Source organism: Cupriavidus pinatubonensis, from assembly GCF_019602855.1.
GTDB classification, from domain to species: domain Bacteria; phylum Pseudomonadota; class Gammaproteobacteria; order Burkholderiales; family Burkholderiaceae; genus Cupriavidus; species Cupriavidus pinatubonensis.
The window spans coordinates 963,395-989,207 of sequence record NZ_CP080766.1 but is presented as its reverse complement, the minus strand read 5'-3'; the positions used below and the strand labels follow the sequence as shown (position 1 = coordinate 989,207).

General features: G+C 64.9%; 18 protein-coding genes. 3 read left to right on the top strand and 15 right to left on the bottom strand.

Annotated elements, in window-relative coordinates; translation table 11 throughout:
* Positions 1-27: 27 nt before the first annotated feature.
* The 6 genes from K2O51_RS04425 to K2O51_RS04400 all read right to left on the bottom strand — a co-directional run bounded on the left by K2O51_RS04425 (position 28) and on the right by K2O51_RS04400 (position 8,888).
* Positions 28-798, bottom strand: a complete 771-nt coding sequence (locus K2O51_RS04425; protein ID WP_041680366.1) for an IclR family transcriptional regulator — start codon at positions 796-798, stop codon at positions 28-30.
* A gap of 76 nt (positions 799-874) precedes the next feature.
* The gene (gene dmpG / locus K2O51_RS04420) at positions 875-1,897 is read right to left on the bottom strand and encodes a 4-hydroxy-2-oxovalerate aldolase (RefSeq protein WP_140948826.1); all 1,023 of its coding nucleotides are present in this window, start codon (positions 1,895-1,897) and stop codon (positions 875-877) included.
* A 13-nt stretch (positions 1,898-1,910) separates the two neighbouring features.
* Complete coding sequence (locus tag K2O51_RS04415; protein WP_011301929.1) at positions 1,911-2,852, bottom strand: acetaldehyde dehydrogenase (acetylating); 942 nt, start codon at positions 2,850-2,852, stop codon at positions 1,911-1,913.
* A 693-nt stretch (positions 2,853-3,545) separates the two neighbouring features.
* Complete coding sequence (locus K2O51_RS04410) at positions 3,546-4,898, bottom strand: 3-deoxy-D-arabino-heptulosonate 7-phosphate synthase (protein WP_220630656.1); 1,353 nt, start codon at positions 4,896-4,898, stop codon at positions 3,546-3,548.
* Between the two features lie 16 nt (positions 4,899-4,914).
* Complete coding sequence (locus K2O51_RS04405; protein WP_220630540.1) at positions 4,915-7,254, bottom strand: ATP-dependent DNA helicase; 2,340 nt, start codon at positions 7,252-7,254, stop codon at positions 4,915-4,917.
* Positions 7,255-7,373: 119 nt separating this feature from the next.
* The gene (locus K2O51_RS04400; protein WP_220630539.1) at positions 7,374-8,888 is read right to left on the bottom strand and encodes a CoA-acylating methylmalonate-semialdehyde dehydrogenase; all 1,515 of its coding nucleotides are present in this window, start codon (positions 8,886-8,888) and stop codon (positions 7,374-7,376) included.
* Positions 8,889-9,075: 187 nt separating this feature from the next.
* On the opposite strand from K2O51_RS04400, the gene K2O51_RS04395 reads away from it, so the two are divergent.
* Positions 9,076-10,053, top strand: coding sequence for a LysR family transcriptional regulator (locus tag K2O51_RS04395; RefSeq protein WP_011301934.1), 978 nt, complete (start codon positions 9,076-9,078; stop codon positions 10,051-10,053).
* A gap of 58 nt (positions 10,054-10,111) precedes the next feature.
* Here the strand turns inward: K2O51_RS04395 and K2O51_RS04390 are convergent, their stop codons facing one another.
* The 7 genes from K2O51_RS04390 to K2O51_RS04360 form a co-directional block, all read right to left on the bottom strand.
* A complete protein-coding gene (locus tag K2O51_RS04390; protein ID WP_011301935.1) occupies positions 10,112-11,065 on the bottom strand; it encodes a PDR/VanB family oxidoreductase in 954 nt (317 codons plus the stop codon).
* 78 nt (positions 11,066-11,143) lie between these two features.
* Positions 11,144-12,781: a trimethylamine N-oxide permease gene (locus tag K2O51_RS04385; protein ID WP_220630538.1), complete on the bottom strand. Its 1,638-nt coding sequence runs from the start codon at positions 12,779-12,781 to the stop codon at positions 11,144-11,146.
* Positions 12,782-13,039: 258 nt separating this feature from the next.
* A complete protein-coding gene (locus K2O51_RS04380) occupies positions 13,040-13,372 on the bottom strand; it encodes a CBU_0592 family membrane protein (RefSeq protein WP_011301937.1) in 333 nt (110 codons plus the stop codon).
* A 41-nt stretch (positions 13,373-13,413) separates the two neighbouring features.
* On the bottom strand, positions 13,414-14,310 hold the full coding sequence (locus K2O51_RS04375; RefSeq protein ID WP_220630537.1) for a TorF family putative porin: 897 nt from the start codon (positions 14,308-14,310) through the stop codon (positions 13,414-13,416).
* A gap of 201 nt (positions 14,311-14,511) precedes the next feature.
* Positions 14,512-16,245 (bottom strand): choline dehydrogenase, encoded by a 1,734-nt coding sequence (gene betA, locus K2O51_RS04370; protein ID WP_011301939.1) that lies wholly within the window; start codon positions 16,243-16,245, stop codon positions 14,512-14,514.
* Positions 16,246-16,288: 43 nt separating this feature from the next.
* The gene (locus K2O51_RS04365; protein WP_011301940.1) at positions 16,289-17,755 is read right to left on the bottom strand and encodes an aldehyde dehydrogenase family protein; all 1,467 of its coding nucleotides are present in this window, start codon (positions 17,753-17,755) and stop codon (positions 16,289-16,291) included.
* 31 nt (positions 17,756-17,786) lie between these two features.
* Positions 17,787-18,908: an aromatic ring-hydroxylating oxygenase subunit alpha gene (locus K2O51_RS04360; protein ID WP_011301941.1), complete on the bottom strand. Its 1,122-nt coding sequence runs from the start codon at positions 18,906-18,908 to the stop codon at positions 17,787-17,789.
* Between the two features lie 237 nt (positions 18,909-19,145).
* Here K2O51_RS04360 and K2O51_RS04355 point away from each other — a divergent pair, with 237 nt between their 5' ends.
* Positions 19,146-20,171, top strand: a complete 1,026-nt coding sequence (locus tag K2O51_RS04355) for a helix-turn-helix domain-containing protein (protein ID WP_011301942.1) — start codon at positions 19,146-19,148, stop codon at positions 20,169-20,171.
* 43 nt (positions 20,172-20,214) lie between these two features.
* Here the strand turns inward: K2O51_RS04355 and K2O51_RS04350 are convergent, their stop codons facing one another.
* Positions 20,215-20,943: a Crp/Fnr family transcriptional regulator gene (locus K2O51_RS04350; RefSeq protein WP_011301943.1), complete on the bottom strand. Its 729-nt coding sequence runs from the start codon at positions 20,941-20,943 to the stop codon at positions 20,215-20,217.
* Positions 20,944-21,111: 168 nt separating this feature from the next.
* Positions 21,112-22,047: a LysR substrate-binding domain-containing protein gene (locus K2O51_RS04345; RefSeq protein ID WP_011301944.1), complete on the bottom strand. Its 936-nt coding sequence runs from the start codon at positions 22,045-22,047 to the stop codon at positions 21,112-21,114.
* Positions 22,048-22,178: 131 nt separating this feature from the next.
* Between K2O51_RS04345 and K2O51_RS04340 the strand changes: the two genes are divergently transcribed.
* Positions 22,179-25,739 (top strand): indolepyruvate ferredoxin oxidoreductase family protein, encoded by a 3,561-nt coding sequence (locus K2O51_RS04340; protein WP_220630536.1) that lies wholly within the window; start codon positions 22,179-22,181, stop codon positions 25,737-25,739.
* Positions 25,740-25,813: the final 74 nt, after the last annotated feature.

The following is a 25,813-nucleotide window of genomic DNA, read 5'->3' as shown; positions in this document are numbered from 1 at the left end:
TTCACCCCTGCTGCCCCGGACAGGCCCTCACCCCAGCCTGCCGCCGATCTTCTCGCTGATGGATTGCGCGACCCGCCGCACCACCGGAATCAGCGCTCGCAGTTGCGCTTCGTCGGTGTAATCGGTCGTCCCCGTGACGCTGATGGCTGCCACCGTCTGGCCGCTGGCATCGCGGATGGGCACCGCCACGCAGCAGATGCTCGGCGCGTCTTCTTCAAGGTCAAAGGCATAGCCGCCCTGCGCGTACACGCGCATGCCGGCGAGCCACCGATCGAGAGGAAGCTGCACGTTGCCCCGCTTCGCATCGTATTCGTAGCGAGCTTTCCACTTGTCCTCGGTCTCGTCGAGGATCAGCGCCTTGCCCACGCCGGTCGAGCAGACCGGCTTGCGGCCGCCAATGCGCGAATTGACGCTGATCGGGCGCTGCCCGCCGATCTTGTCGAGGTAGATGATCTCGTCGCCGTCGAGTTGGGCGAGGTGAATGGTGTCCCGGGTTTGCTCGGCCAGTTCTTCCATGCCGGCGCGCGCGCTGCGCGTAATGTCCGAGTCGCGGTAGGCGGCGAAGCCGAGTTCCAGCAGGCGCGGGCCCAGCCGGTAGCCGCGCCGCGGCTCGAAATGGAGGTAGCGCGCCTGCACCAGGGCCGACGCCAGCCGGTGCGTGGTGCTGAACGGCAGTCCGGTGCGGTTCGCGATGTCCTGCACGGTCTGGGAACCGGCCGCGACGGCATCGACCACGTCCAGGCCGCGGAAAAGCGTCTGGCTGGCGAGGGCGCGGGTGGGATGGGTGGTGTCGGTCATGCCGGCAAGTGTAACGCCGCCGGAGGTGTCCGGCGGCACTTCGCGCGCGCGCAGGCCGAACGCAGGCCCAATCGCTTTATGCCTTGTTGAGCAGGTCCAGCGCCACGTCGACAATCATGTCTTCCTGGCCGCCGACCATGCGGCGCTTGCCAAGCTCGACCAGGATGTCGACGGTCTTGATGCCGTACTTGTTGGCGGCGACTTCGGAGTGGCGCAGGAAGCTCGAATACACGCCTGCGTAGCCTAGTGCCAGGGTCTCGCGGTCGACGCGCACCGGGCGGTCCTGCAGCGGACGGACGATGTCATCGGCGGCGTCCATCAGCGTGTACAGATCGGTGCCGTGGTCCCAGCCCATGCGGTCGGCAGCGGCGATGAAGACTTCGAGCGGCGCATTGCCGGCGCCGGCGCCCATGCCGGCCAGGCTGGCGTCGATGCGGTCGCAGCCTTCCTCGACGGCGACGATCGAATTGGCCACGCCGAGCGACAAATTGTGGTGGGCGTGCATACCCGTCGTGGTCGACGGGTCGAGCACGGCCTTGAGCGCGCGGAAGCGGGCCCGGACATCATCCATGCTGAGCGCGCCGCCGGAATCGACCACGTAGATCGTGGTCGCGCCGTAGCTTTCCATCTTCTTCGCCTCGACCGCCAGGTTTTCCGGCGTCGTCATGTGGCTCATCATCAGGAAGCCGACCGTATCCATGCCCAGTTCGCGCGCACGCTCGATGTGCTGGCGCGAGACGTCGGCCTCGGTGCAGTGCGTGGCCACGCGCACGATGCGCGCGCCGGCCTTGTAAGCGTTGTCCAGGTCATGGATGGTGCCGATGCCGGGCAGCAGCAGCGTGGCGATCTGCGCGTGCGAGATCTCGCTGGCCACGGCCTCGATCCACTCCAGGTCGGTGTGGGCGCCGAAGCCGTAGTTGAAGCTGGAGCCCTGCAGGCCGTCGCCGTGGGCGACTTCGATGGAATCGACGCGGGCCTTGTCGAGCGCGCGGGCGATGTCCTTGACGTTCTGGATCGAATACTGGTGGCGGATGGCGTGGCTGCCGTCACGCAGCGTCACGTCGGAAATGTAGAGCTTCTTGCCGGGGTTGAAAGGCATGGCGGGTGTCTCCTCAAGCAGTCAGTGCGGCCTGCGCCATGCGCTCGGCGGTGGCCAGCGCGGCGGAGGTCATGATGTCCAGGTTGCCGGCGTAGGCGGGCAGGTAGTGGGCGGCGCCCTCGACCTCCAGGAACACCGACGTTTTCAGGCCGCTGAACTTGCCGAGGCCCGGGATATTGAGCGGAGCGCTGGCCGGAATCTCGTCGAACTGCACTTTCTGCTTGAGGCGGTAGCCGGGCACGTACTGCTGCACGGCGGCGGCCATTTCCTCGATGGAGGCTTCCACCTCCGCGCGGTTGGCGGCGGCGCTCAGCACGTAGACCGTGTCGCGCATGATCAGCGGCGGCTCGGCCGGGTTCAGCACGATGATGGCCTTGCCCTTGGCGGCGCCGCCGATCACTTCAATCGCCTTCGACGTGGTCTCGGTGAACTCGTCGATGTTGGCGCGCGTGCCCGGGCCGGCCGACTTGCTGGAGATCGATGCAACGATTTCGGCGTAGTGGACCTTTGCGACGCGTGACACGGCCGCGACCATGGGGATGGTCGCCTGACCGCCGCAGGTGACCATGTTGACGTTCAGCGCGTCGAGGCGGTCGTCCAGATTGACCACGGGCACGCAGTACGGGCCGATGGCCGCCGGGGTGAGGTCGATCATGCGGATGCCCGGCTTGACTTCGCGCAGGCGCGCGTCGTTCTTGACGTGGGCGCCAGCGCTGGTGGCGTCGAAGACGACGTCGATGTCGGCGAAATTCGGCAGGCTGATCAGCCCCTCCACGCCTTCATGCGTGGTCGCCACACCCATGCGGGCAGCACGCGCCAGGCCATCCGATGCCGGATCGATGCCGACCATGGCGCCCATCTCGAGGTGCTTGCCATGGCGCAGGATCTTGATCATCAGGTCCGTGCCGATATTGCCGGATCCGATGATCGCGGCCTTGAGTTTCCTTGTCGCCAATTGAGCCTCCTTGGGTGGCGCGTTGCTGCCGGCCCTCTGTTGTGTCGGGAATGGGCAGCAGGGGCGGTCTTGCGGGATTCGGTGGCCGCGCCCGTGGACGAAGATTACTCCGCCTCGAAGAAATTATCAACATGCGAGATTAATTCTCATATATTGAGAATAGCAAGAGCGAGGCAAAGAGATTTTCAACGTACGTTTTCAGCGCGGTATGCGGCGCCGGGTAATTCAGTGTTGCCAGAAAGTCTCTGGGCTACCATAGAGCGATGGCAACGAGCCGTCCTGATCGCGCCAAATCAAGCCGGCAGCCACCTTCTACCTGGTCCACCGGAGCATTCATGCGTTCAGCTGTGTCCGTCTTACTGCAATCCGCGGCAACCGCGCTGCTGCTGGCCGCGGCTTCCTCGGCTATTGCCGCGCCACCTTCGACCAGCCAGCCGCTGGTCCTCGATACGCAAGGCGGCATCCACGACGGAAAGAGCGGCGGCACCGGACTTCAGACAGCACCGCCTTCGCGTCGCGGCGCCGCAGGAGGCCAGCCGTACATGGCACCCGAGGCTTCGCAGCCCAATGGGGCTGCGCAGTATCCAATCATCGTCGCGCCGTATATCGAAGTGCCCGGCGGCGGACCGAATCCCCCTTATCCGACTCCGCGTCCAAGGCCTACGCCACATTAGCCGTGAGGCGAATGCGGACTTAATCCGGGCTGTCGATGGCAGCGAGCAGGTCCTCCGGATGGACCATCAGCTCGCGGACCTCGCGCATCACCGCGTATTGGTTCAACACTGCAGCCCAGCGCGGTGATTCCACCAATTGCTGCCACACCGGTTCGAGGCTGCGTGTGTCTGCGTGCTGCGTTTCCGCGACGCAAGCCGCGAAGTCCAGGCTGGCCTGCGCGGACAGCAACTGCATCCGGCTGGCCGCACTGAGCAAACGCGGCGTCGCCTCGGCAGGGGCATTGCTGCAGTAGAGCACCGTATCGGCGAGCGCGGTTTCGTCGGTAGGTAGCGTGCTCAACGAAGCGCCGCGCAGCCTGACCACGCCTTCACGCGTTTCAAAGTCATAGATCACGGTAGCGTCCGCTTGCGCGAGCAGGCGCATGCCGCGCAGCAACCGCGGGAAGTCGGTGGTAGCCGCATCGGCGGAGGCCTTCGCTTCTGCGAGCAGGCAGATGTCCCAGGCCGGTGCATCGACGATCGTTTCCGCCTGCCTCAGCAGTACCGCATCCCATTCGGTCTTGGCGCGCTCGTGCGTTGCGGGCATGGATGCGGGTACGCGCATCGATGTGACAACACGGTATGGAGCCCCGGTGCCATCTGCCTCATTGAGTCCGCGCGCCAAGGCCTGAAGCGCCCGTGCCGTGAGTGCTTCGACGGCAGTGCCACGCCGCTGCGCGTCAACGCCCTGGGCCGCAGCCGCGGCAGTGCCGGAGCGTGGACCATGTCGGTCCCACAGCGTCCGGTACTGGCGCACGAGCGCATCGGACGCCAGCGTTTCGAGGCGCCGCAAGCGTTCCAGTTCGGGACTGTCGGCGAGCCGCGACAAACGATGCCGGGTCGGTGTGTCGTCTGGGATCGCCGGCAGATCCAGCAGCTGTTGCACTGCGTCGTGCAGCGCTGACCACGATGACGATGATGCCAACGCATGCAGCTTCGCCATCCCCTCACTTTGTGGCTTGCGCGGATGGGCCAACGCATTGACGCTTGCGAGGACCGGACGCCGATCCTGCTCGGCACGCGCGGATAGCGACGCATACTCGCGAACATGCGTCACGCGGTGCCGAAGCAGCATGGCCTGAAAGACGGGATCGCCGGCATCCACGCGCATTGCGTCGTGGATCAGCCGGGCGAGCGCATCGACGAACAGGCGTTTGAGCGTAGCGTCCGGAGATTCGCCGCGGGCCAACGCCGGGCGCGCCTGTTCGATCACGGTTGCCAGCGTGGCAGAGGGACCTGCTTCTCCCGTCTCGGATAGAGCAGGCAATCGATACCGGCGAGCAACGGCGCGCAGCGTCTGCTGAAGCAAGGCGGGCGGCGGCAACAGGGGCATGACAATACTTTGCAGGTCAGGATCCGGGCTGTCGTTCGCGAACGTTGCGTTGCCGATCATCCATCGGTGATATCTCCCACCATGCCGGCAACATTTCCCGCACTTCCGGCCGCCCAAAACGATCGTCGATCAGCCACACCACGCCGCGGTCCTCTCGGGTGCGGATCACGCGGCCGGCTGCCTGCACGACCTTGCGCAGGCCCGGATACAGGTAGGCGTAGTCATAGCCGCGGCCGAATGCGGCATCCATCCGTTCGCGCAGTTGTTCGTTGACCGGGTTCACCTGGGGCAGCCCCAGCGTGGCCACGAACGCGCCGATCAGCCGGTCGCCCGGAAGATCCACGCCTTCGGAGAACACGCCGCCAAGCACCGCAAAGCCGATACCGCAGCCGCCCGGCGCAAACGCGTCGAGGAACGCGGCCTGGCCGGCCTCGGTCATGCCGCGTGCCTGAGACCAGGTCGGGATACCAGGATGGCATTCGGCCAGCAGCGCCGCGGCCTGCTGCAGATAATCATGGCTGCTGAAGAAGGCCAGGTAGTTGCCGGGACGCCGCGCGTACTGGCCGGCAATCAGTTCCACGATTGCCGGCAGCGAGCGTTGCCGGTGGGAATAGCGCGTGGAGATATGGCGTGCGACGTGCACGTCGAGCTGCTCGGGCTGGAACGGCGAGGGCACTTCGACCCACACCGCACTGGCGGGCATGCCAAGCAGGTTGCGGTAATAGTCGGCCGGCTGCAGCGTGGCGGAAAACAGCGTGGTCGAATGTGCGCCCGCGAAGCGCGGCGCGAGATAAGGCGCAGGCAACAGATTGCGTACGCACAGCGCGGCATCCACGCCGGAACGGCCGCGCGGTGTGCGCGTGATATCGAACAGCGAATGCTTGCCGCCGTACTCCGTCATCTGCTCCGCCAGGCGCAAGAAGTGCATCGCATCGAAATAGAAGCGTTCGAGCGTGGCGTCGTGCCGCTGCGGATGCTCGCTCATGTCGTCGATGATGGCAGTACACAGCTGCGTCAGCGCTTCAATGAATGCCGCGGGCTCTTCGTCGTGCGTTTCGTACTCCGCCTTGCTCCGCTTGGCCAGCGTGTTCCACTGCCGATAGACCTTGTTCATCTTCGACTTCAACGCACCTGGCGCGGACAGCCGCACGCCGCGGAACGCCGCGTGGTCCAGCGTGGCGGTGTACATGGTGCGGCCGCGTTCGACCAGATTGTGCGCTTCATCCACAAGCACGCTCACGCGCCATTCGTTCAGCGCGGTCAGCGCATACAGCATCGCGCTGCGGTCGAAATAGTAGTTGTAGTCGGCCACCACGAGATCGCTCCAGCGGATCATCTCCTGCGTGAGGTAATACGGGCACACCGCATGCGTACGGGCGATCTCGCGCACGGCGTGGCGATCCAGCAGCGGTACGCGGCTCGCGGCATCGCGCGCCGCTGGCAACCGGTCATAGAAGCCTTGCGCCAGCGGGCAGGATTCGCCGTGACAGGCCAGATCAGGATGCTCGCAGGCCTTGTCGCGTGCCGTGAGTTCCAGCACGCGCAGCGGCGCATCGTCGGGCTTGCCGCGCAGTTGTGCAGTCGCCTGCAGCGCGACGGCGCGGCCCGTCGACCGTGCGGACAGGAAGAAGATCTTGTCGATGCGCTGCGCGGGCATGGCCTTCAAGGCCGGAAACACCGTGCCGATCGACTTGCCGATGCCGGTAGGCGCCTGCGCCAGCAGCGTACGTGCCGAGGCGTTGGCCTTGTAGACCGACTCCGCCAGCAGGCGCTGGCCGTCGCGGAATGTGCCATGGGGAAAGGCCAGCGCCTGCAGGCCCGCATCGCGATCGCTGCGATGCGCGATTTCACGCTCGGCCCAGTGCATGAAGCGGCGGCAGCTGTCTTCAAAGAAGGCACGCAGCGTCGCGGCGTCATAGCGTTCCTTCAGCACGCGTTCGCGCTGGCTCAGGATGTCGAAATAAACGAGCGCCACGTCGATCTTCTGCAGATTGCGGGCTTCGCATAGCAGCCACCCGTAGATCTTTGCCTGCGCCCAGTGCAGCGCCTGATGGTTCTGCGGGATCTCGGCCTTGTCGCCGCGTATGGTCTTGATTTCCTCGACGCGGTTCGCCACGGGATCGTAGCCATCGGCACGGCCGCGGACGCGCAGGCCTTCGAATTCACCCGACAGCGTTACCTCGGACTCGTAGCCCGGCCCGCGGCGGCTGGTGACCACGCCATGGCCCGCAACGCCTTCCTGCCCCGTGGGCGACGGCGTGAAGCGCAGGTCGAGGTCGCCGGCCTTGGCGGTGAATTCGCATAAGGTGCGAACGGCGACGGTGTAGCGGGGTGGGGCGGTTTGGGTGGCGGACAAGGCGCAAACAGGCGGGGATTTCGCAACTGTATGAATATACAGTCAATGTGCGCAGGCCGGAGGAGCTAAGAGCGACACACAATCCCCACCACCCCCCCCCGGCTACACCCGAGAACCCTCTACTTCGCCGTAGGCATCGCAAACTCCGCCCCCCGCGTCACATCCTCGGGCCAACGCTGCATAACACTCTTCTGCCGCGTGTAAAACCGCACCCCTTCCTCGCCATAGGCATGCATATCGCCAAACAGCGAACGCTTCCACCCGCCAAAGCCATGCCACGCCATCGGCACGGGGATCGGCACGTTGATGCCGACCATGCCAACTTCGATGCGGCGCGCGAACTCGCGCGCCACCTGACCGTCACGCGTGTAGCAAGCCACGCCGTTGCCGAACTCATGGTCGTTGACGAGCTTTACGGCCTGCGCGAAGTCATCCACGCGCACGCATGACAGCACGGGGCCGAAGATCTCTTCCTTGTAGATGCGCATGTCCGGGGTGACGTTGTCGAACAGCGTGCCGCCAGTGAAGAAACCTTGCTCGTGCCCAGGCACCTTGTAGTTGCGGCCATCGACCACCAGCTTCGCGCCTTCTTCCACGCCGAGCGCGATGTAGTTCTCAATGCGTTCAAGCGCCTGGCCCGTGACGACCGGGCCCATCTCTGCAGCGGGATCCATACCATTGCGGATCACCAGTTCGCGCGCACGGGCTTCCAGCTTCGGCATGATCTTGTCGGCCACGTCGCCGACCAGCACCGCGACGGAGACCGCCATGCAGCGCTCGCCGGCGGAGCCATATGCCGCGCCGATCAAACCGTCCACGGCCTGATCGATGTCGGCGTCCGGCATCACGACCATGTGGTTCTTGGCACCGCCGAGCGCCTGCACGCGCTTGCCCAGCCGCGCGCCAGTCTCGTAGATGTAGTTCGCGATCGGCGTGGAGCCAACGAAGCTCACTGCCTTGACATCGGAATGATGGAGCAGTGCGTCGACCACGATCTTGTCGCCCTGCACGACATTGAAGACGCCGTCGGGCAGGCCGGCTCGCTTGAGCAGCTTTGCCATGAACAGCGACGCCGACGGGTCGCGCTCGCTCGGCTTCAGCACGAAGCAGTTGCCGGCGGCGATTGCGACCGGGAACATCCAGCACGGCACCATGCACGGGAAGTTGAACGGCGTGATGCCGGCCACCACGCCAAGCGGCTGGCGCAGCGTCCAGTTGTCCATGCCGGTGGAGACCTGGTCCGTGAAATCTCCCTTGAGCAGCTGCGGAATGCCGCAGGCGAATTCGATGATGTCGATGCCGCGGCTGACTTCGCCGGCCGCATCGCTCAGTACCTTGCCGTGCTCGGCCGTGATGATGGTGGCCAACTCGTCCTTGTGCTGGTTCATCAGCTCCAGGAACTTCAGCATGACGCGCGCGCGGCGGATCGGCGGCGTGTCGGCCCACTTAGGGAATGCCGCCAGCGCGCTGGCTACTGCCGCATCGACATCCTCGACCGTGCCGAGCCGAAGCTGCCGCGCCACGGCGCCCGTCGCCGGGTTGAACACGGCCTGCGAACGCGTGCCCGAACCGGCGTAAAGCTCGCCGGAAACGAAGTGGATGACGTCAGCGGAATCGTTGTAAGGCGCCGTCATGGGGATCTCCTGTGCTGGTCTGCGGGCCTGCGTCGCCCGCCGTGTCTGGGAATGAGGCGAGTGTAGAAAGACGGGCCGCGCGCGGGTAGCCATCCGCCGCCGAACTCACTGTTCAGGATTTTTAGATAGTGGCATGCTATGGCTACCGAAAAATAGACGCTGAAAGTGACGCAGGAGGACTCCCGAAATGACGAAAGCCAACGTAGAGGATCTTTGGGAGCACTTGCACTGGCTGGTCGTGCTGCACCAGCAGGGCAGCTTCAGCAAGGCCGCCGCAAGGTTAGGCGTAAGCAAGGCCTCGATGAGCCAGCACATTGCCGATCTGGAAAAGGCCGCCGGCATCATGCTCGTCCAGCGCACCACGCGCAGCGCGACGCTGACGGATGCCGGCCGTCAGCTGGTTGATTCGATGCGCGGGGCTTTCGAACAAATTGCCACGGGCTACGCCAATGTTCGCGATCTGGCGGGGGCGCCGCGTGGTTTCCTGCGTGTCACCGCGCCGGTGGCGTTCTCCCGACAGCAGTTGGTGCCGCGGCTGCCGGAGTTCTTGCGCCGCTATCCGCAGATCCAGGTCGAGTTGGATATGTCTGACCGCTTGCGCCCGCTTGCGCAGGAAGGCTTCGACATTGCCGTGCGGCATACATCCGCGCCGCCCGAAACCCATGTTGCCTGGACGCTGGCGGCTACGCGTACGGTGCTGGTGGCAAGCCGGTCCTATCTCGGGACCAGAAGCTCGCCCGAATCGCCTGAAGCGCTGGTCGATCACGCCTGCCTGCACTACCCGCGGCGGCAAGGCACCGCCACGTGGACCTTCGTGCCGGAGGCGCCGGATGAAGGCGCAACGCATGCCGATCCGGTCACGGTTCCCGTGGCTGGCCCGCTCGCGGTCAATAACAGCGAGGCCTTGCGCGACGCCGCCATTGAAGGTCTGGGTATCGCGCTGCTGCCGGACTTCAGTGCGCAGTCGGCGCTGGAAAGCGGGCGTCTGGTCGAGCTGCTGCCGCAATGGCGCGCGACTGGTGCGTTTGGAGACTGGCTCTATGCGATCCGGCCGTACTCCGCGCATGCGTCGCGCGTGTCGCAGGTCTTTGTCGAGTACCTAAGGGAGTCGTTCTCGCAGGGCTTCACGTTCCGCCCGCCGGCCCAGGTGCAGCCAGCGCTGTAACCCCGCCTGCCGCCGCACAGACCTACCCGAGCCAGCCCGCAAGCATCATCAGGCTCGCTCAGAGATCCAGGACCAGCCGCTGTGCCTTGCTCCGCGAAACACATAGCATGATCGTTTTCTGCGCCGCCTTCTCCTCGTCGGAGAGGTAGCTGTCGCGGTGATCCGCCTCGCCCTCGACGATGGCTGTTTCGCACGATCCGCAGATCCCCTCGCGGCACATGCAATCGACTTTGACGCCGGCTTTCTCGATCACCCGCAGCAGCGTGTCGTCCGGTGCGACTTGCAGCGTCAGTCCGCTCTTGCGCAGCGTTACCTCGAAGGCGCCGCCGGTCGCGTCGACCTCGTTGCGGAACTGCTCGAAGTGAATGCGCGATGCGTCCCAGCCGGCGGCCCGGGCGGCATCGACGACGGCGTCGTTGAGCGCGGAAGGGCCGCAGACGTAGACGTGGGCATCGGTGGGCTGGCGGGCAATCAGCGCCGCGATGTCGAGCTGGATGCCGGCGTCGCTCTCGTACTGCTGCCATTGGCCTTGATTCAGCGCGGTTGACAGCGTGTCGAGAAATGCCGCGCTGGCGCGGTTGCGGAAGCAGTAGTGCAGCTCGAAAGCGGCGCCCTGGCGCTTCAGCGTCTGGATATGCGTCATGAACGGTGTGATGCCGATGCCGCCGGCGATCAGCAAGTGCTTGCTGGCGCCACGGTGCAGGGAGAACAGATTGCCTGGACGACCGATCTCCAGCTCGTCGTGCTCACGCACGGTTTCGTGCAGAAACCGCGAGCCGCCGCGCGAGGCTTCCTCAAGACGGACGCTGATCTGGTAATGGCTGTCGTCGTCGAGCGCGCTGGTCAGCGAATACGCGTTGCGGTAGCGGCCGTTGTCCATGTGGACGACGACGTGGCTGCCGCTTTCAAAGGGGGGCAACGCGTCGCCGTCGCACGGCTGCAAGGTAAAACGCTTGATGCCGGCGGCAAGCTGCTCGATGCGGCCGATGCGCACGCGAAGGGTGTCGTTCATTGCGGAACCTCGGGAATGTATGTAGTGGAGGGAGGACCGGCGCGGTACCGGTCCTCGTGGACGCAAGGCGTCCCGGCGTCAGCCGATCACCGTCAGCTTCGCGGCCAGCCAGACCACCAGCGCACCCGCGGCCAGGGCGGCGTAGGGCAGCCACGCTGCGCGGGCATGGGGCAGCTCCATGTCACGGCGCATCGACTCGGGAAAGCGGCCCTTGTCCTGCACGTAATGGCGGTACACGAACACCGGCACGATCAGAAACGTGGCGATGAGGCCATTACGCAGCGTGTTCTCGCCCTGGAAATTGGCGCCGGCGCCAACAAAGGCCAGGTCGAGGAAGCCGCAGATCGCGCCCAGGGCCAGCAGCCAGTTCTTGCACTTGTACGGACGCGGCCATTCGGCGCGGTCCAGCCGATGGATCCATCCCGACTGCAGGTTCAGGAACACGAAGATCATGTAGCAGACGTTCGAGATGGACAGCACCGCCATGTAGTTCGACATGAGCAGCAGGAACAGGTTGAACACCAGGTCCGTCCACATGGCGCGGGTCGGCGAGCCGTGCTCGTTCACGTGCGAGAGATAGCGCGGCAGCCAGCCGTCGACCGAGGCCTGGTACAGCGTGCGCGACGAGCCCATCATCGAGGTCATCACGATTAGCAGGATCGCGAGCACCAGCATCACGACGATCACGTTGAACACCACCGCGCCGCCGCCCACGAATTTCGCCATGGCGGCGCCCACGCCGGTACCGTCGACAATGGACGGCTCAAGCATGCCGTGCAGCCCGAGCGAGCCCTGGAACGCGATCGGAACCGCAATGAACATGAACAGGCACAGTACGCCGGACCAGAAGATCGCACGGAAAGTGTCCTTCTGCGGGTCCTTGAACTCGCGGGTGTAGCACACCGCGGTCTCGAAGCCGAAGGTCGACCAGCAGGCCAGGAACATCGCGCCCATTGCGGTGCTGATACCGGCCGCATTCCAGCTGCCGAGCACGGCGGCGCCGGACGTGTCGTGCGTCAGCGGCAGCAGCGGCATGAAGTTCGTCGACGGCATGTCGCCCGTGAACATCGGAACGAGCGCGATGACAACCAGCGGCGTCAGCGATGCGATGCCCAGGATGCGCTGCGTGGTCGCCGCGGACGATGCGCCGCTGTGCTGGAGCTTGAACGTGACGAGCAGGAACGCCGTGGCCAGCAGGAACGTCGAGTTCACCCGCAGCGTCAGGCCGTGGCTGATGATGCCCAGGTCGACCAGCGTGATCTGCCACGTGTTGATCAATGAATCGGGCGGAAACAGGCAGCTCAGCATGTAGCCCGCCGCGAGACTCGTGCCGAGCGCCAGCATCGGCGACCAGGCAATCCAGTTGCACCACACCGATACCGGCGCCACGAACTTGCTGTAGCGTACCCAGCCGAGCGCGCCATAGACCGACGCGCCACCCGACTTGTGCGGATACAGGCCCGAGATCTCCGCGTAGACGAAGCTCTGCGCGAAGCCCACCAGAATGGCGAGGATCCAGATGACCCAAGCCGGGTTGCCGATCGTGGCCGAAACGCCGCCGATGGTGAACAGCACGCCAGCGGGCACGCCACTCGTGACCCAGAACGCGTCTTTCCACGTCAGCGTGCGCTGCAGTTCGTGATGTTGGGGCGAAGGGGCGGATGAAGCGGTCGGCGCATCGGCGCCGAGCGAAAGCACATCTTTTTGTGATAACACGTTGTCTCCTGGTTTCCCGGTTGCCGCTTGTGCGGAGCGGTGCTCCGCCGCGGTCTGCCGTCTGGGCTGGTGGATGCCTGTGCTGGACGCCTGGAAGCGTCGTTGGCACCTTCTTCATGGGGAGCCGATATGGGGGACGGCCTGGAAACCTTTGAGCGGTATTGTGGGGGCGGTCGTCATCGTTGTCTCCTGTTGTCAATCCGGGGTTGCGATGTCGCGAAAAATCGTTTCCCTGCGGGCACCTGGCGATGAAGTGATCTAGACGTTGTGAGGCGACGCGGGGCGGTGCGTTGCCACGCGTGCGGGCGTTTCCCCTGGCATTGCCACGGGCCTGTCCGCGCGGCGCTTCCTGCGGCGGTTCCGCCACCAGCCCAGCAGCGTCAGGCCAAGCCAGAAGCACTGCGTCAGGAAAGAGGCGAGGTTGAAGGCATCCGTGAGCGAGACGAGGATGCAGACCGGCCCGATGACATTGAGGGCGACGGCCAGCCTGCCGGTCGGCGATTTGTGCAGGACCTGCACGGCGAAGTGCGCGGCAACGTAGGCGGCGACGCCGACAAGACCGGTTGCATCGGTAAGACCCAGGGAAGCCATGATGTAAATGGGTTGAGGCAGTGAAAGCAGTCGGTGGCGCGTCAGAACGTCTTGGTCAGCGAGACCAGGAAGGTGTTCTCAAGCGGATTCGACACGGACGGGTTGCCCGCCGAGTCGAGCGCGCCGGTGGTGTAGTGGTCATAGACATCGGAGCGTCCCCAGCCGCGCGTATATGCGCCGGTAAGCGTCCAGCCGCCGTCGAAGGCCTTGGAGAGCGCCACGCGCACGTCGCGGAACCCGTAGGCGGCGAAGTTGCGCACGCGCTCCTGTCCGTAGTGCAGCAGCAGCGAGACGCCGTAGCCGAGATCGAAGGTGCCGTTGATGTCGAGGTAGCCAGAACCGCGGCTGTGCAGGCCGCTGCCGGTGCCGATGGACGCGCTGTTGTAGCCGAAGTAGTCGGGCGTATAGGTCAGCCAGTACTTGACGTTGATCCACTTGTAGGTCAGCGACGCCACGGCCTCGCCGTAGTTGTACTTGGTCTGCGCGGACTGCAGCTTCGCGCCCGGGTAAAGGTAGTAGTAGATCTGGCCCGCATAGACGAAGTCGCCGATGGTGCCGGTGTAGCCGCCGTAGAGATCCCACTCGACGGTGCCGCCTTCGATGAACTTGTCGCTGATCGTCGACATCCACGTGCCCACTGACCAGCCGCTCGGATGGGCGTAGTCGACGCCGCCCTGCACAGCCGGCTTTCCCCAGGTCTGGCGGAAGCCGCGCGACACGTACTGCGAGGTCAGCGTCATGTTGGCACTGAGCGGCGACGGCGAGGCCGCCTGCTCCGGCGGCACCGTGGCCATGACCTGCGGCACGGGCGCGACGGCGACGGTCGTGTCCGCACTGCCGGATTGCGCGTGCACGGCGGCGGCCTGGCACAGCAGCAGCGCGCCGGTGACGGCGGCCAGGCAAGGCTTGTGGTGGATTGCTGAACGCTTGCTAAGCATGAGTGTCTCCCCTTGGCCGGTCCTTGTCTTGTGTCCTTCGGGGTGGCTGGCCGGCCTTTGTCAGATGGGTGGGTGTGGGTTGCCCGTAGCGCAGGGGCGCGACGCAGCCTCCGGGCGTGCGGTGTCCTTCGGGACTGGCAGTCCCGGTGTCATCGTTCGTCGGAGGGGGCGCGGGTTACACCCGCGAGCGTCGCGCCGTCGTCAGGCAGGCGCGAACATCGGTGTCGCCGTTGTCCGCATTCGCGCGTCCTGCGGGTTTGCCGCGTGCCCGCGCATCGGCGTCGCCTTGTAGTAAGGTGCGTTTGACCGCTGCAACGGTGCGCGTCCGCGAATCACGTCGGCGAGCTTCTCTGCCATCATGATCGTCGGCGCATTCAGGTTTCCGGTCACGATCTTCGGCATGATCGACGCGTCGACCACGCGCAGCCCGGACAGCCCATGCACACGGCCCTGGTTGTCGACCACGGCCATCGGGTCGGAGGCGTTGCCCATCTTGCAGGTGCAGGACGGATGCAGTGCGGTCTCCGCGTGCTCGCGCACGAAGGTGTCGATCTCGGCATCGGACTGGATCATCAAGCCGGGCTTGATCTCGCGGCCGCGGAACTGGTCCATGGCCTGCTGGCCGATGATCTCTCGCGTCAGGCGGACCGCGGCGCGGAACTCGCGCCAGTCCACGTCGTGCGCCATGTAGTTGAACAGCAGGCGCGGCTTGACGCGCGGGTCGCGGCTGGCCAGCTTGACGAAGCCTGTGCTGGGCGACCGCATCGAGCCTACGTGGCACTGGAAGCCGTGCGACTGGACCGGGTTGCTGCCGTCGTAGTTCATCGCCAGCGGGATGAAGTGGTACTGTAGGTTCGGGAAGTCGAACTCTTCGCTGCTGCGGATGAAACCGCCCGCCTCGAAGTGGTTCGACGCCGCGATGCCCGTGCCGCGCAGATACCACTCCATGCCGATGCCTGGCTTGTTCCACCACTTGAGCGCGGGGTACAGCGATACAGGCTTTGTGCATTCGTACTGCAGGTACATCTCCAGGTGATCTTGCAGGTTTTCGCCCACGCCCTTCAGGTCGATGACGGGGTCGATGCCTAGCACGCGAAGTTCGTCGGCATTGCCCACGCCCGAGCGCAGCAGCAATTGCGGCGAGGCGATGGCACCGTTGCTGACGATCACCTCGCGGCGCGCCCGGGCTTCGCGCACGTAGTCTCCCTGAAGGTAGGAAACGCCGGTGGCGCGGGCGCCGTCGAACAGTACGCGGTCGGCCAGTGCGCGCGTGTGCACCGTGAGGTTCGGGCGCTCTTTCGCCTGGTCGAGATAGGCGAGCGACGTGCTGCAGCGGCGGCCCTTCGCAGTGGTGGTGCGGTCCATCGGGCCGAAGCCTTCCTGGCGGTAGCCGTTCAGGTCTTCGGTGCGTGCGTAGCCGGCCTGCTCGCCGGCGGCGATGAACGCATCGAACAGCGGGCTGATGCCGGCCTTGGGCGTGGTGACATGCAGCGGGCCATTGCCGCCGTGATAGTCGTTCGTGCCCTTGTCATAGGTTTCGGCCTTGCGGAAGTAGGGCAGGCAGTCTGCGTAGCTCCAGTTTTCCAGCGACCTGTTCTGCGACCAATCCTCATAGTCCATCGCATTGCCGCGGATGTAGACCATGCCGTTGATCAGAGACGAGCCGCCGAGGCCCTTGCCACGGCCCTGCGTCATGCGGCGGCCGTTCATATGCGGCTCCGGCTCGGTGACGTAAGCCCAGTTGTAGGTGGTGCCCTGGAGCGGATAGGCCAGCGCTGCCGGCATCTGCGTACGCCAGTCGAGCCGCCAGTCCGGTCCGCCGGCTTCGAGCAGCAGCACCGTCACATCGGCGTCTTCGGTCAGCCGCGCGGCCAGCACGCAGCCTGCCGACCCGGCGCCGACGATGATGTAGTCGTATTCGTGGATTGCACTCATCGAGCTGTCTCCTCCTGATGGGTGATGTGGGCGACGCCGGCGCTCAGGCGCCGAACCACCCCATCGCCTTCGGCGCGAGGTTGATGTAGCTGTGCTTCAGTTCGGTGTACTCGTCCAGGCCGATGCGCGCCAGCTCGCGCCCGATGCCGCTGGCCTTGTAGCCGCCCCAAGGCGCTTCCGGGAAGTACGGATGGTAGTCGTTCACCCAGACCGTGCCGAAGCGCAGCGCGCGCGACATGCGGTTGGCCTTGTCGAGATCACGCGTCCAGACTGCGGCGGCGAGGCCATACGGCGTGTCGTTGGCGGCACGCAGCGCGTCGTCCTCGGAGCGGAAGCGTTCCGCGGTCACCACCGGGCCGAAGATCTCGTCCTTTGCAATGTTCATGTCGGCGGTCACGTCGGCGAGCAGGGTCGGCTGCAGCCAATAACCCTTTCGGTATACGTCACCTTCGGGCCGCTTGCCGCCATAGACCAGTCGGGCACCTTCCGCGACGCCCGCCTGCACCATGCGCAGGATCTTCTCGTGCTGCTGAGCGGACTGGACCGGCCCCATCTGCGTTTCGGCGTGGAAACCGTTGCCAATTGCAATGCGCGGCAAGCGCTCGGCCAGCTTTGCGACGAAGGCGTCGTAGATGCTGTCTTCGATCATCAGGCGCGAGCCGGCAGAGCAGACCTGGCCCGCATGGAAGAAGGCGGCGTTAAGCGCGTAGTCCACCGCTACGTCCAGGTCGGCGTCGGCGAAAACGATGTTGGGGTTCTTGCCGCCCAGCTCCAGGCCGATGCGCTTGAAGTTGCCGGTCGCGGCCTTCATGATGCTCTCGCCCGCGAACGCGCCGCCCGTGAATGAGACCAGGTCGACGTCGCGGCTCTCGGCCAGCTCGGCGCCGACTTCAGCTCCCCCTGTGACGAGGTTGAAGACGCCGGCCGGCAGGTCCAGTTCCGCGATCAGCTTCGTGAAATGGTGCGTGGTCAGCGGCGTCAGGTTGCTCGGCTTGATGATGACCGTATTGCCCGCGCCCAGTGCCGGGGCGATCTTCCATGCGGCCTGCAACAGCGGATAGTTCCACGGCGTGATCAGCCCGCAAACGCCGACCGGCTCGCGCAGCGTGCGGCTGATGACGTGGTGCGGCGCTTCGTTGACGGCGCCGGACTCCGAGGCCACCAGTCCGGCAAAGTAGCGGAACGTGGCGGCGATATCGCCCATATCGGTGCGGCTCTCGGTCAGCGTCTTGCCGGTGTTCAGCGATTCGAACCTGGCAAGTTCCTCTGCGTCGCGGTCGATCAGCGCGGCGATCCTGTTCAGCAGCCTGGCCCGATCCCGGATGGTGGTCTGGCGCCAGGGACCGTCGAAAGCTCGGCGCGCCGCGGCAATGGCGATTCGGGCATCGGCACGGGTGCCCTCGGCGGCCTGGGCGATCACCGATTCGTCGGCGGGGCTGAGAATGTCGCGCGTGCTGCCTTCGAGCGGCGACTGCCAACGGCCGTCGATGTAAAGCTGGGTCTGGATCATGTCCTGTTCCTTCTTGTATGGGTGGTTCGCCTCAGGCGGCGAGGGCGTCGAGCACCATCTGCTGGAAGTGCTGCACGCCGTGTTCGCCGATGGCGGACGTGCGGTCGTCCGTGACCAGCAACGGGCCCTGTCCATTGCGATAGCCACGTGACTTCAGGCCGCGCTGCACCGACTCGACGATGCTTAGGTCCTCGGGCTTCAGTACGTTCTTGTAGTAATCGATGAGCTGCTCCTGCTCGGCGGTGGGCGTGGCGTCGCGGAAGTAGAACTCGAAGTGCTGGATGGTGGTGTCGGCGTCGACCGGGAACATGTAGAACACGCCGTAATTCCCATCGCCAGGCAGCACGTTGAGCGTGACGTTGGGCCACAGCCAGTACGCGGCGAAGTCAGTGTTGGGGGCGTCGCTGTCGTAGGTGAACGCGTCGCTGCCCGAGCGTGTCTGACCGACCTGGCTGGTGTAGATGCCGCGTACCTCGTGCTTGTACGTCTCCATCCGGATGGACTCGACCAGCGCCGGATGCGCAGTCTGGCAGTGCAGGCATTCGAGGTAGTTGTCGACGACGACCTTCCAGTTGGCCTTCATTTCGTAGGTGAGCTTGCGCGCCGGGACGAGCTTGTCGACGTCGGGGCAGCGCGCGCGGATCTCGTCGTTCAGGCTGGCCGCCAGCTCGGCCAGCGGCCTGGCGTTCATATCGAGGTTGACGAAGATCAGGCCGCAGAACTCTTCCACGCGGACCGGGGTCAGCCCTGCGTTGTCCTTGCAGAAGCCCGGCACGTTTTCGGCGTTGCGCACGTGGATCAGCTTGCCGTCCAGGCCGAAGGACCAGGCGTGGTAGGGACAGGTGATGACGTTCTTCGCCTTGCCGGCGCCTTCCGGAAACAACTCGTGGGCGCGGTGCGGGCATACGTTGTAGAACGCCCGCAGTACGCCATCGCGACCGCGCACGACGAAAACGTTCTCGCCGGCCACGCTGACCGTCGCGTACTGGTTCGCCTCGGCCACCTGGCTGCGATGCATCACGCAGATCCAGTTGCGCGCAAAGATGGTCTTCTTTTCATGCTCGAAGATGTCCTGCGAGGTGTAGTAGTGCGCGGGCAAGGTGTAGCCGAGTTCGCCGGGGGCGGGGCAGACGGGGGCAGTCGCTTGTTGCATGGCTTGTCTCCTTAAGGATTATTCGTCTGTTGTGACGATTCACTGATGGTTAAGTAAATAACCATTGGTGATGTGAGACGAAGTCTAGTGACTTCGATGCCAGTGAATCAACCTCAAAAAAACAATCGCTAGGAGGGCTGCGATCATCGATTTCTATCAAAAAGCTAAAAAGTGCCGGATGCTGTAGTGTTCTGGCTGTAAAATTCACCGATGGTTAATCAGATATCAGGGAAAGCGATGACGGAAGACACGTTCGCCACCCGCTTCAAGGGCGTGCTCGAGAGCAAGCGCATCATGCTCAAGCAGGTGGCCGAGGCACTGGCGGTGTCGCCATCGGCGGTCCACAAATGGACACGCGGCGGCGAAATCGAATACGAACGACTGCTCGCGCTCGCGAAGTTCCTCGGCGTGAACTGGCTGTGGCTCCGTTACGGAGAGCGCGCCATTGCGGATCTGGAGGCCAGCAGCGTCAGCGACCCGCACATGCGCGAACTGCGCCAGAAGCACCTCACCGAGATCATGGAGAGTGAAGCGCGAATGAAATTCGCGCAGGAGGTCTCGGGCATCGTTACGTGGGAATGGAACGTGCTGACCGACAGCGTGACCTATTCGTCGAACGACATCACGCTGTTCGGCCGGCATATCCGGACCATGGAGGACTTCTGGGCCTGCGTGCATCCGTCCGACGCGGCCCGCTTGCGCGAGGTGCTGCAGCGCGCGCTGGGGGCGCAGGAGATGCACGAGTGGGAGTTTCGCGTCGTGCACGAAAACGCGACGCGATGGATCTCATCCCGCGCGACCCTGGTGTTCGATTTTGGCCAGCGTCCCACGAAGATGATCGGCGTCAGCCTCGACATCAGCGAACGCCGCCGGGCCGAGGCGGCCTTGCGGCAGAGCGAGGCGTTGCTCGCCAAGGCGCAGGAAATCGCCCACCTTGGCGGCTGGTACTGGAATATCCAGACCGACGACTGCGCGTGGACCGACGAGGCTTATCGCATCTTCGGCTGGGCCCCCCAGGCGTTCAAGGTCACGATGGAGCGATTCCTGGCATCCGTCGTGGAAGAAGACCGCCCGCGAGTCCAGGCTGCTATCCGCGCGGCCGTTGTCGACGGTCAGCCGTACCGCGTGGATTACGCGATCTTGCTACCGGACGGAAGTCGGCGGGAGATCCACGAGGAAGGCGAGGTGACGCTCGACGAGGATGGAAATGCACTTACGATGGTGGGAGCGTCGCAGGATGTGACCGGGCAGAAGCGGGGATAAAGTCCCGTCCTTCCAATACCCGGCCATCGCCCGATGCTTCGGTTCAGCGCGCCATCGCGCTGGCATCCCCGACCAGCCGCCGCACTTCCGCCGAAACGATCGTATAGGCCTCGCCCGACATGGACTCCAGACCGATCCTGTCGATCACGACGATCTTGCCGCGCGTGTGTTCGATCAACCGCAGGTTTTGCAGCTTGCCCATGGCTTCAGTCACGCCTTCGCGCCGCACGCCGAGCATCTCGGCAATCCGCTGCTGCGTGATCCTGAGCTCGTTGCTCTGAAGCCGGTCCAGCGTCTGCAGGATCCATCGGCAGAGTTGTTCCATCAACGTGCGATGACAGATGCATGCCGCCGTCTGGCCGACCTGCGTGAGCAGCAGCTGCATATAGCGCATGACCAGTCGTTGCATGTGCGGCAAGCGCGGATACAGGTCGCGCAGGTCGGCGGCGGCAATGCGCCAGCTCATGCCTGCCTGGCTGACCTCGCAGCGTTGCGGCATGGATTCCGCGCCCGTCAGCGCCGGCAGGCCGACCAGGCCTTCCTTGCCGACCGCCGCCAGTTCCACGCTGGAGCCGTCCGCATGGAGCGACAGCAGCGAGACCACGCCGTCCTTGGGAAAGTAGACGTGCCGCACGCGCTGGCCGGCGTCGCACAGCAATTGGCCGCCTCGCAATGCCACGGTTTCCAGATACGGCCTCAGTGCCGTCCATTCCGATTCCGGAAGCTGACGCAACAGAAGGTTGTTGCTGCTCGATCCGATTGAAGTGTCCATTCCCGCCCCCGTTTAGCAAGTTTCGAAGAGTTCTTGTCGTTCCGGTGCTCACCGTGGGCACATTAGGCGCGTTCTGTACGTGGACGAACATTGGCTGAAGGGCTTAGGCTCTTGGTGCGGTATGAGACCAAAGGTTGAGCTTAGCCAAAGGGAGGAGGCGTCACCTCGTCAGCTCCCACACGCATGAATCAAAAACTCCCGCAGCGCATCCGCCGGTTTCTCCAGCTTGCGCCCGGGCTGCCACAGCATCCCGACCTCCATGTCCGGCACTGCATCCGCAATCGGCCGTGCGGCAATCTCCTTACCCTCCAGCGACCAGGGCCGGTACACGATATCGGACAGCACTGTGACACCGAAGCCATGCGCGACCAGCCCGCGCAACGCTTCCATCGAACTGGTGCGGAACGCAACATTCGGCGCGAGCTTGCGGCTGCGCCAGTAGCGCATGGTCGACGTTTCCGCCTCATCCACGGTGATGAGGATGTACGGATGAGCCGCGATATCGCGCAGTGAAGGGCGGTCGATAGCGAGCAGCGGGTGCGTGGCCGATGTCCATAGCTGCCGCCGCGAACGGACCAGCGTGTGACGTGAAAAGCGCTGCGGCCGTTCCAGGTTGGACAGCAGCGCGATGCCGAGCTCGATGTCGCCGGACAACACGGCTTTTTCAATCTCGGGGCGATCCATGTCCAGCAGGTCGAGTTCGATATCGGGGTAGTTCGTGCGAAAGCGCGCCAGCAGCCCCGGCAGGAAGTAGCCGAGCACGGTGTACGACGCGGCCAGCCGTACGCTGCCCTTCAACCCGTGTACCTGAAACCGCGGCTCGCGCAGCGCGTCCTCGACCGAATCAAGGATCTGCCGCGCGTGCTGGTGGAACAGGTGGCCCTCGGCCGTCAGGGCTACGCCGTGGGGCAGGCGGTCGAACAGGCGTACCGCGAGGCGCTGTTCCAGCGTCAGTACCGCATTGGTGATGGCTGATTGCGACACATGTTCGGCCGTCGCGGCCATCGAGAACTGGCCCGTTTCCGCCGCGGCAACGAAGTAGCGGAACTGCCGCAATGTGATTTCCTTGGCCAGACGTTCGGGCGTCTCGCGAGCCTTTGCCATGGTCGTGCTCTCCGGTATTCGTTTGTCAGATATCAGCTCTCGTATTTCATGATTTTACGATAGCCGCGGTGCTTTCTACACTGCCCCGATAAGCCCGATATATCCCCCGATATCCCCCGGAGAGAGACACCATGAATGCCCCGCTACCCAACGCGTTGCGCGAGGCGCTGGCCAATGCCAGCCTGGACGACAAGTACACCCTGGACAAGGGCCGCGTCTATATGAGCGGCACGCAGGCGCTGGTGCGCCTGCCCATGCTGCAGAAGGCGCGCGACCGTGCCGCTGGCCTCAATACGGCGGGTTTCATCTCCGGCTACCGGGGCTCGCCGCTGGGCGGTGTCGACCAGGCGCTGTGGAAGGCGAAACAGCACCTGGCCGCGAGCGATGTGGTGTTCCAACCGGGCGTCAACGAGGACCTGGCCGCTACGGCGGTCTGGGGCAGCCAGCAGGTCAACCTGTTCCCGAACGGCACGCGCGACGGCGTCTTCGCGATGTGGTATGGCAAGGGTCCGGGCGTGGACCGTTCCATGGACGTGCTCAAACACGCCAACTCGGCCGGCTCGTCGCGTCACGGCGGGGTGCTGCTGCTAGCCGGCGATGACCATGCGGCCAAGTCGTCCACGGTGGCGCACCAGTCGGAGCACGTGCTGCTGTCCGCCGGCATTCCGGTGCTTTATCCGTCCAACGTGCAGGAATACCTCGACTACGGGCTCCATGGCTGGGCCATGAGCCGCTACTCGGGCCTGTGGGTATCGATGAAGTGCGTGACGGACGTGGTGGAGTCGACGGCTTCGGTTGATATCGATCCGGACCGCGTGCAGGTCGTGCTTCCCGAAGATTTCGCCATGCCTGAGGGCGGCCTGAATATCCGCTGGCCGGATACCCCATTGCAGCAGGAGGCCCGCCTGCTCGACCACAAGTGGTACGCGGCACTCGCCTATGTGCGCGCCAACAAGCTCAACCGCGTCGTGCTCGATTCGCCCAATGCGCGCTTCGGCATCATGACCGCCGGCAAGGCCTACCTGGACGTGCGCCAGGCGCTGGCCGACCTGGGGCTCGACGACGATACGTGCCAGCGCATCGGCATCCGCGTCTACAAGGTCGGCTGCGTATGGCCGCTCGAAGCGCACGGCGCGCGCGAATTCGCGACCGGTCTCGAAGAGATCCTGGTCGTCGAAGAGAAGCGCCAGATCCTCGAATACGCGCTCAAGGAAGAGCTGTACAACTGGCGCGAGGACGTGCGGCCAAAGGTCTACGGCAAGTTCGACCAGCGTGGCAATGACGGCGGCGAATGGTCGGTGCCGCGTGGCAACTGGCTGCTGCCCGCGCACTACGAACTGTCGCCGGCGCTGATTGCCAAGGCTATCGCACGGCGTCTGGAACACTTCGACCTGCCCGAAGAGGTCCGCGCACGTATTGCCGCGCGGGTCGCGCTGATCGAAGCGAAGGAGCGCGAGGCGGCGCAGCCGCGTATCGCGGTGGAGCGCAAGCCGTGGTTCTGCTCTGGCTGCCCGCACAACACGTCGACGCGCGTGCCCGAAGGCTCGCGTGCGCTGGCCGGCATCGGCTGCCACTACATGACGCTGTGGATGGACCGCAATACCGACACCTTCAGCCAGATGGGCGGAGAAGGCGTGGCCTGGACCGGCCAGATGCATTTCACGAACGACAAGCACGTGTTCGCGAACCTCGGCGACGGGACCTATTTCCACTCGGGGCTGCTGGCGATCCGTGCGTCGATCGCGGCCAACGCGAACATTACGTACAAGATCCTGTTCAACGACGCTGTCGCGATGACCGGCGGGCAACCGATCGACGGCGTGCTGACGGTGCCGCAGATCGCCCATCAGGTTCTTGCCGAAGGCGCGAAAAAGCTCGTCGTGGTGACTGACGAGCCCGAGAAGTACGGCGATGGCGGCATGCTGCCGTCCGGCGTAACGGTGTTCCACCGCGACCAGCTCGACCAGGTGCAGACCGACCTGCGCGATACCGCGGGTGTGACCATCCTGATCTACGACCAGACTTGCGCCACGGAAAAGCGCCGCCGCCGCAAGCGCGGCACCTATCCGGATCCGGCGCGCCGCGCGTTCATCAACGATGCGGTCTGCGAAGGCTGCGGCGACTGCTCGGCCAAGTCCAACTGCCTGTCGGTGGAGCCGCTCGAAACCGAGCTCGGCACCAAGCGCAAGATCAACCAGTCGTCGTGCAACAAGGACTTCTCCTGCGTCAACGGCTTCTGCCCGAGCTTCGTCACGGCTGAAGGCGCGCAGGTGCGCAAGCCGGCGGCTGCCGGCGGCAAGGGCGTGGGTGCGGATTTCGACGCGCTGCCGCTGCCTTTGCTGCCGGCGCTCGAGCGCCCCTATGGCGTGCTCGTGACCGGTGTGGGCGGCACCGGCGTGGTGACGATCGGCGGCCTGCTGGGCATGGCCGCGCATCTGGAGCGCAAGGGTGTAACGGTGCTGGATATGGCGGGCCTGGCGCAGAAAGGCGGCGCGGTGATCAGCCACGTGCAGATTGCGCCGAGCCCGGCCGAACTGCACGCCACGCGCATTGCCACCGGTGATGCGCGGCTGGTGATCGGCGGCGACGCAATCGTCTCCGCCTCGGCGGAGGTGCTATCGAAGGTCCGCCACGGCGTGACCGCCGCTGTCGTCAATAGCGCCAACACGCCGACCGCCGACTTCATCAAGAACCCGAAGTGGAAGTTCCCGGGCGCCAGCGCGGAACAGGACCTGCGCGCGAGCGCCGGCGATGCCTGCGCCTTTGTCGATGCGAGCGCATGGGCGGTCACGCTGCTGGCCGACGCCATCTACTCGAACCCGCTGCTGTTGGGCTTTGCCTGGCAGAAGGGCTGGATTCCGCTGCTGCGCGACAGCCTGGTGCGCGCGATCGAACTCAACGGCGTTTCGGTCGAGAAGAACCGCCTGGCGTTCGAGTGGGGCCGCTATCTCGCGCATCATGGCGAGGCTGCAGTGCAGGCGCTGCTGCCGTCTCCGCGGCGCGAGCAGGTCGTGGCCATGCCGCAGACGGTGGACAACCTGATCCGCAAGCGCGAAGCCATGCTGACGGACTACCAGAATGCCGCCTATGCGGGCCGCTATCGCGACGCGGTCGAGCGTGTCCGCGCCGCCGAGCAGAAGCTCGGCGCGGGCCGCAAGCTGGCGCTGACCGAAGCCGTTGCGCGCAACCTTGCCAAGCTGATGGCCTACAAGGATGAGTACGAAGTCGCGCGTCTTTACACCGATCCCGCGTTCCTCGACAAGCTGCGTACGCAGTTCGAAGGCGAACCGGGCCGCGACTACCAGCTCAACTTCTGGCTGGCGCCGCCGATGCTTGCGAAGACCGACGACAAGGGCCGCCTGCTCAAGCGCCGCTTCGGCCCGCGCACCATGACGGCATTCCGGCTGCTGGCCCGAATGAAGGGGTTGCGTGGCACCGCGCTCGACGTGTTTGGCAAGACCGCAGAGCGCCGCGCCGAACGGCAACTGATCGCCGAGTACCTGGCCATGGTAGATGAGTTCGCGCAATCGCTAAGCGTTGAGCGGCTCGATAGCGCTATCGCGCTGGCGACGTTGCCGGACGACATCCGGGGCTTCGGCCATGTGAAGGAGGCCAGTTTGCATGCGGCACAGGCACGGCGCGACACACTGCTTGCGCAGTATCGCGAAGGCGCGCATCAGGCGGCTGCGTAAGCGAAACCTACTGTTTAATGGAAAGCCCGCGCTTGGTCATGGCGCGGGTTTTTTCATTTGAGACACCTGCAATG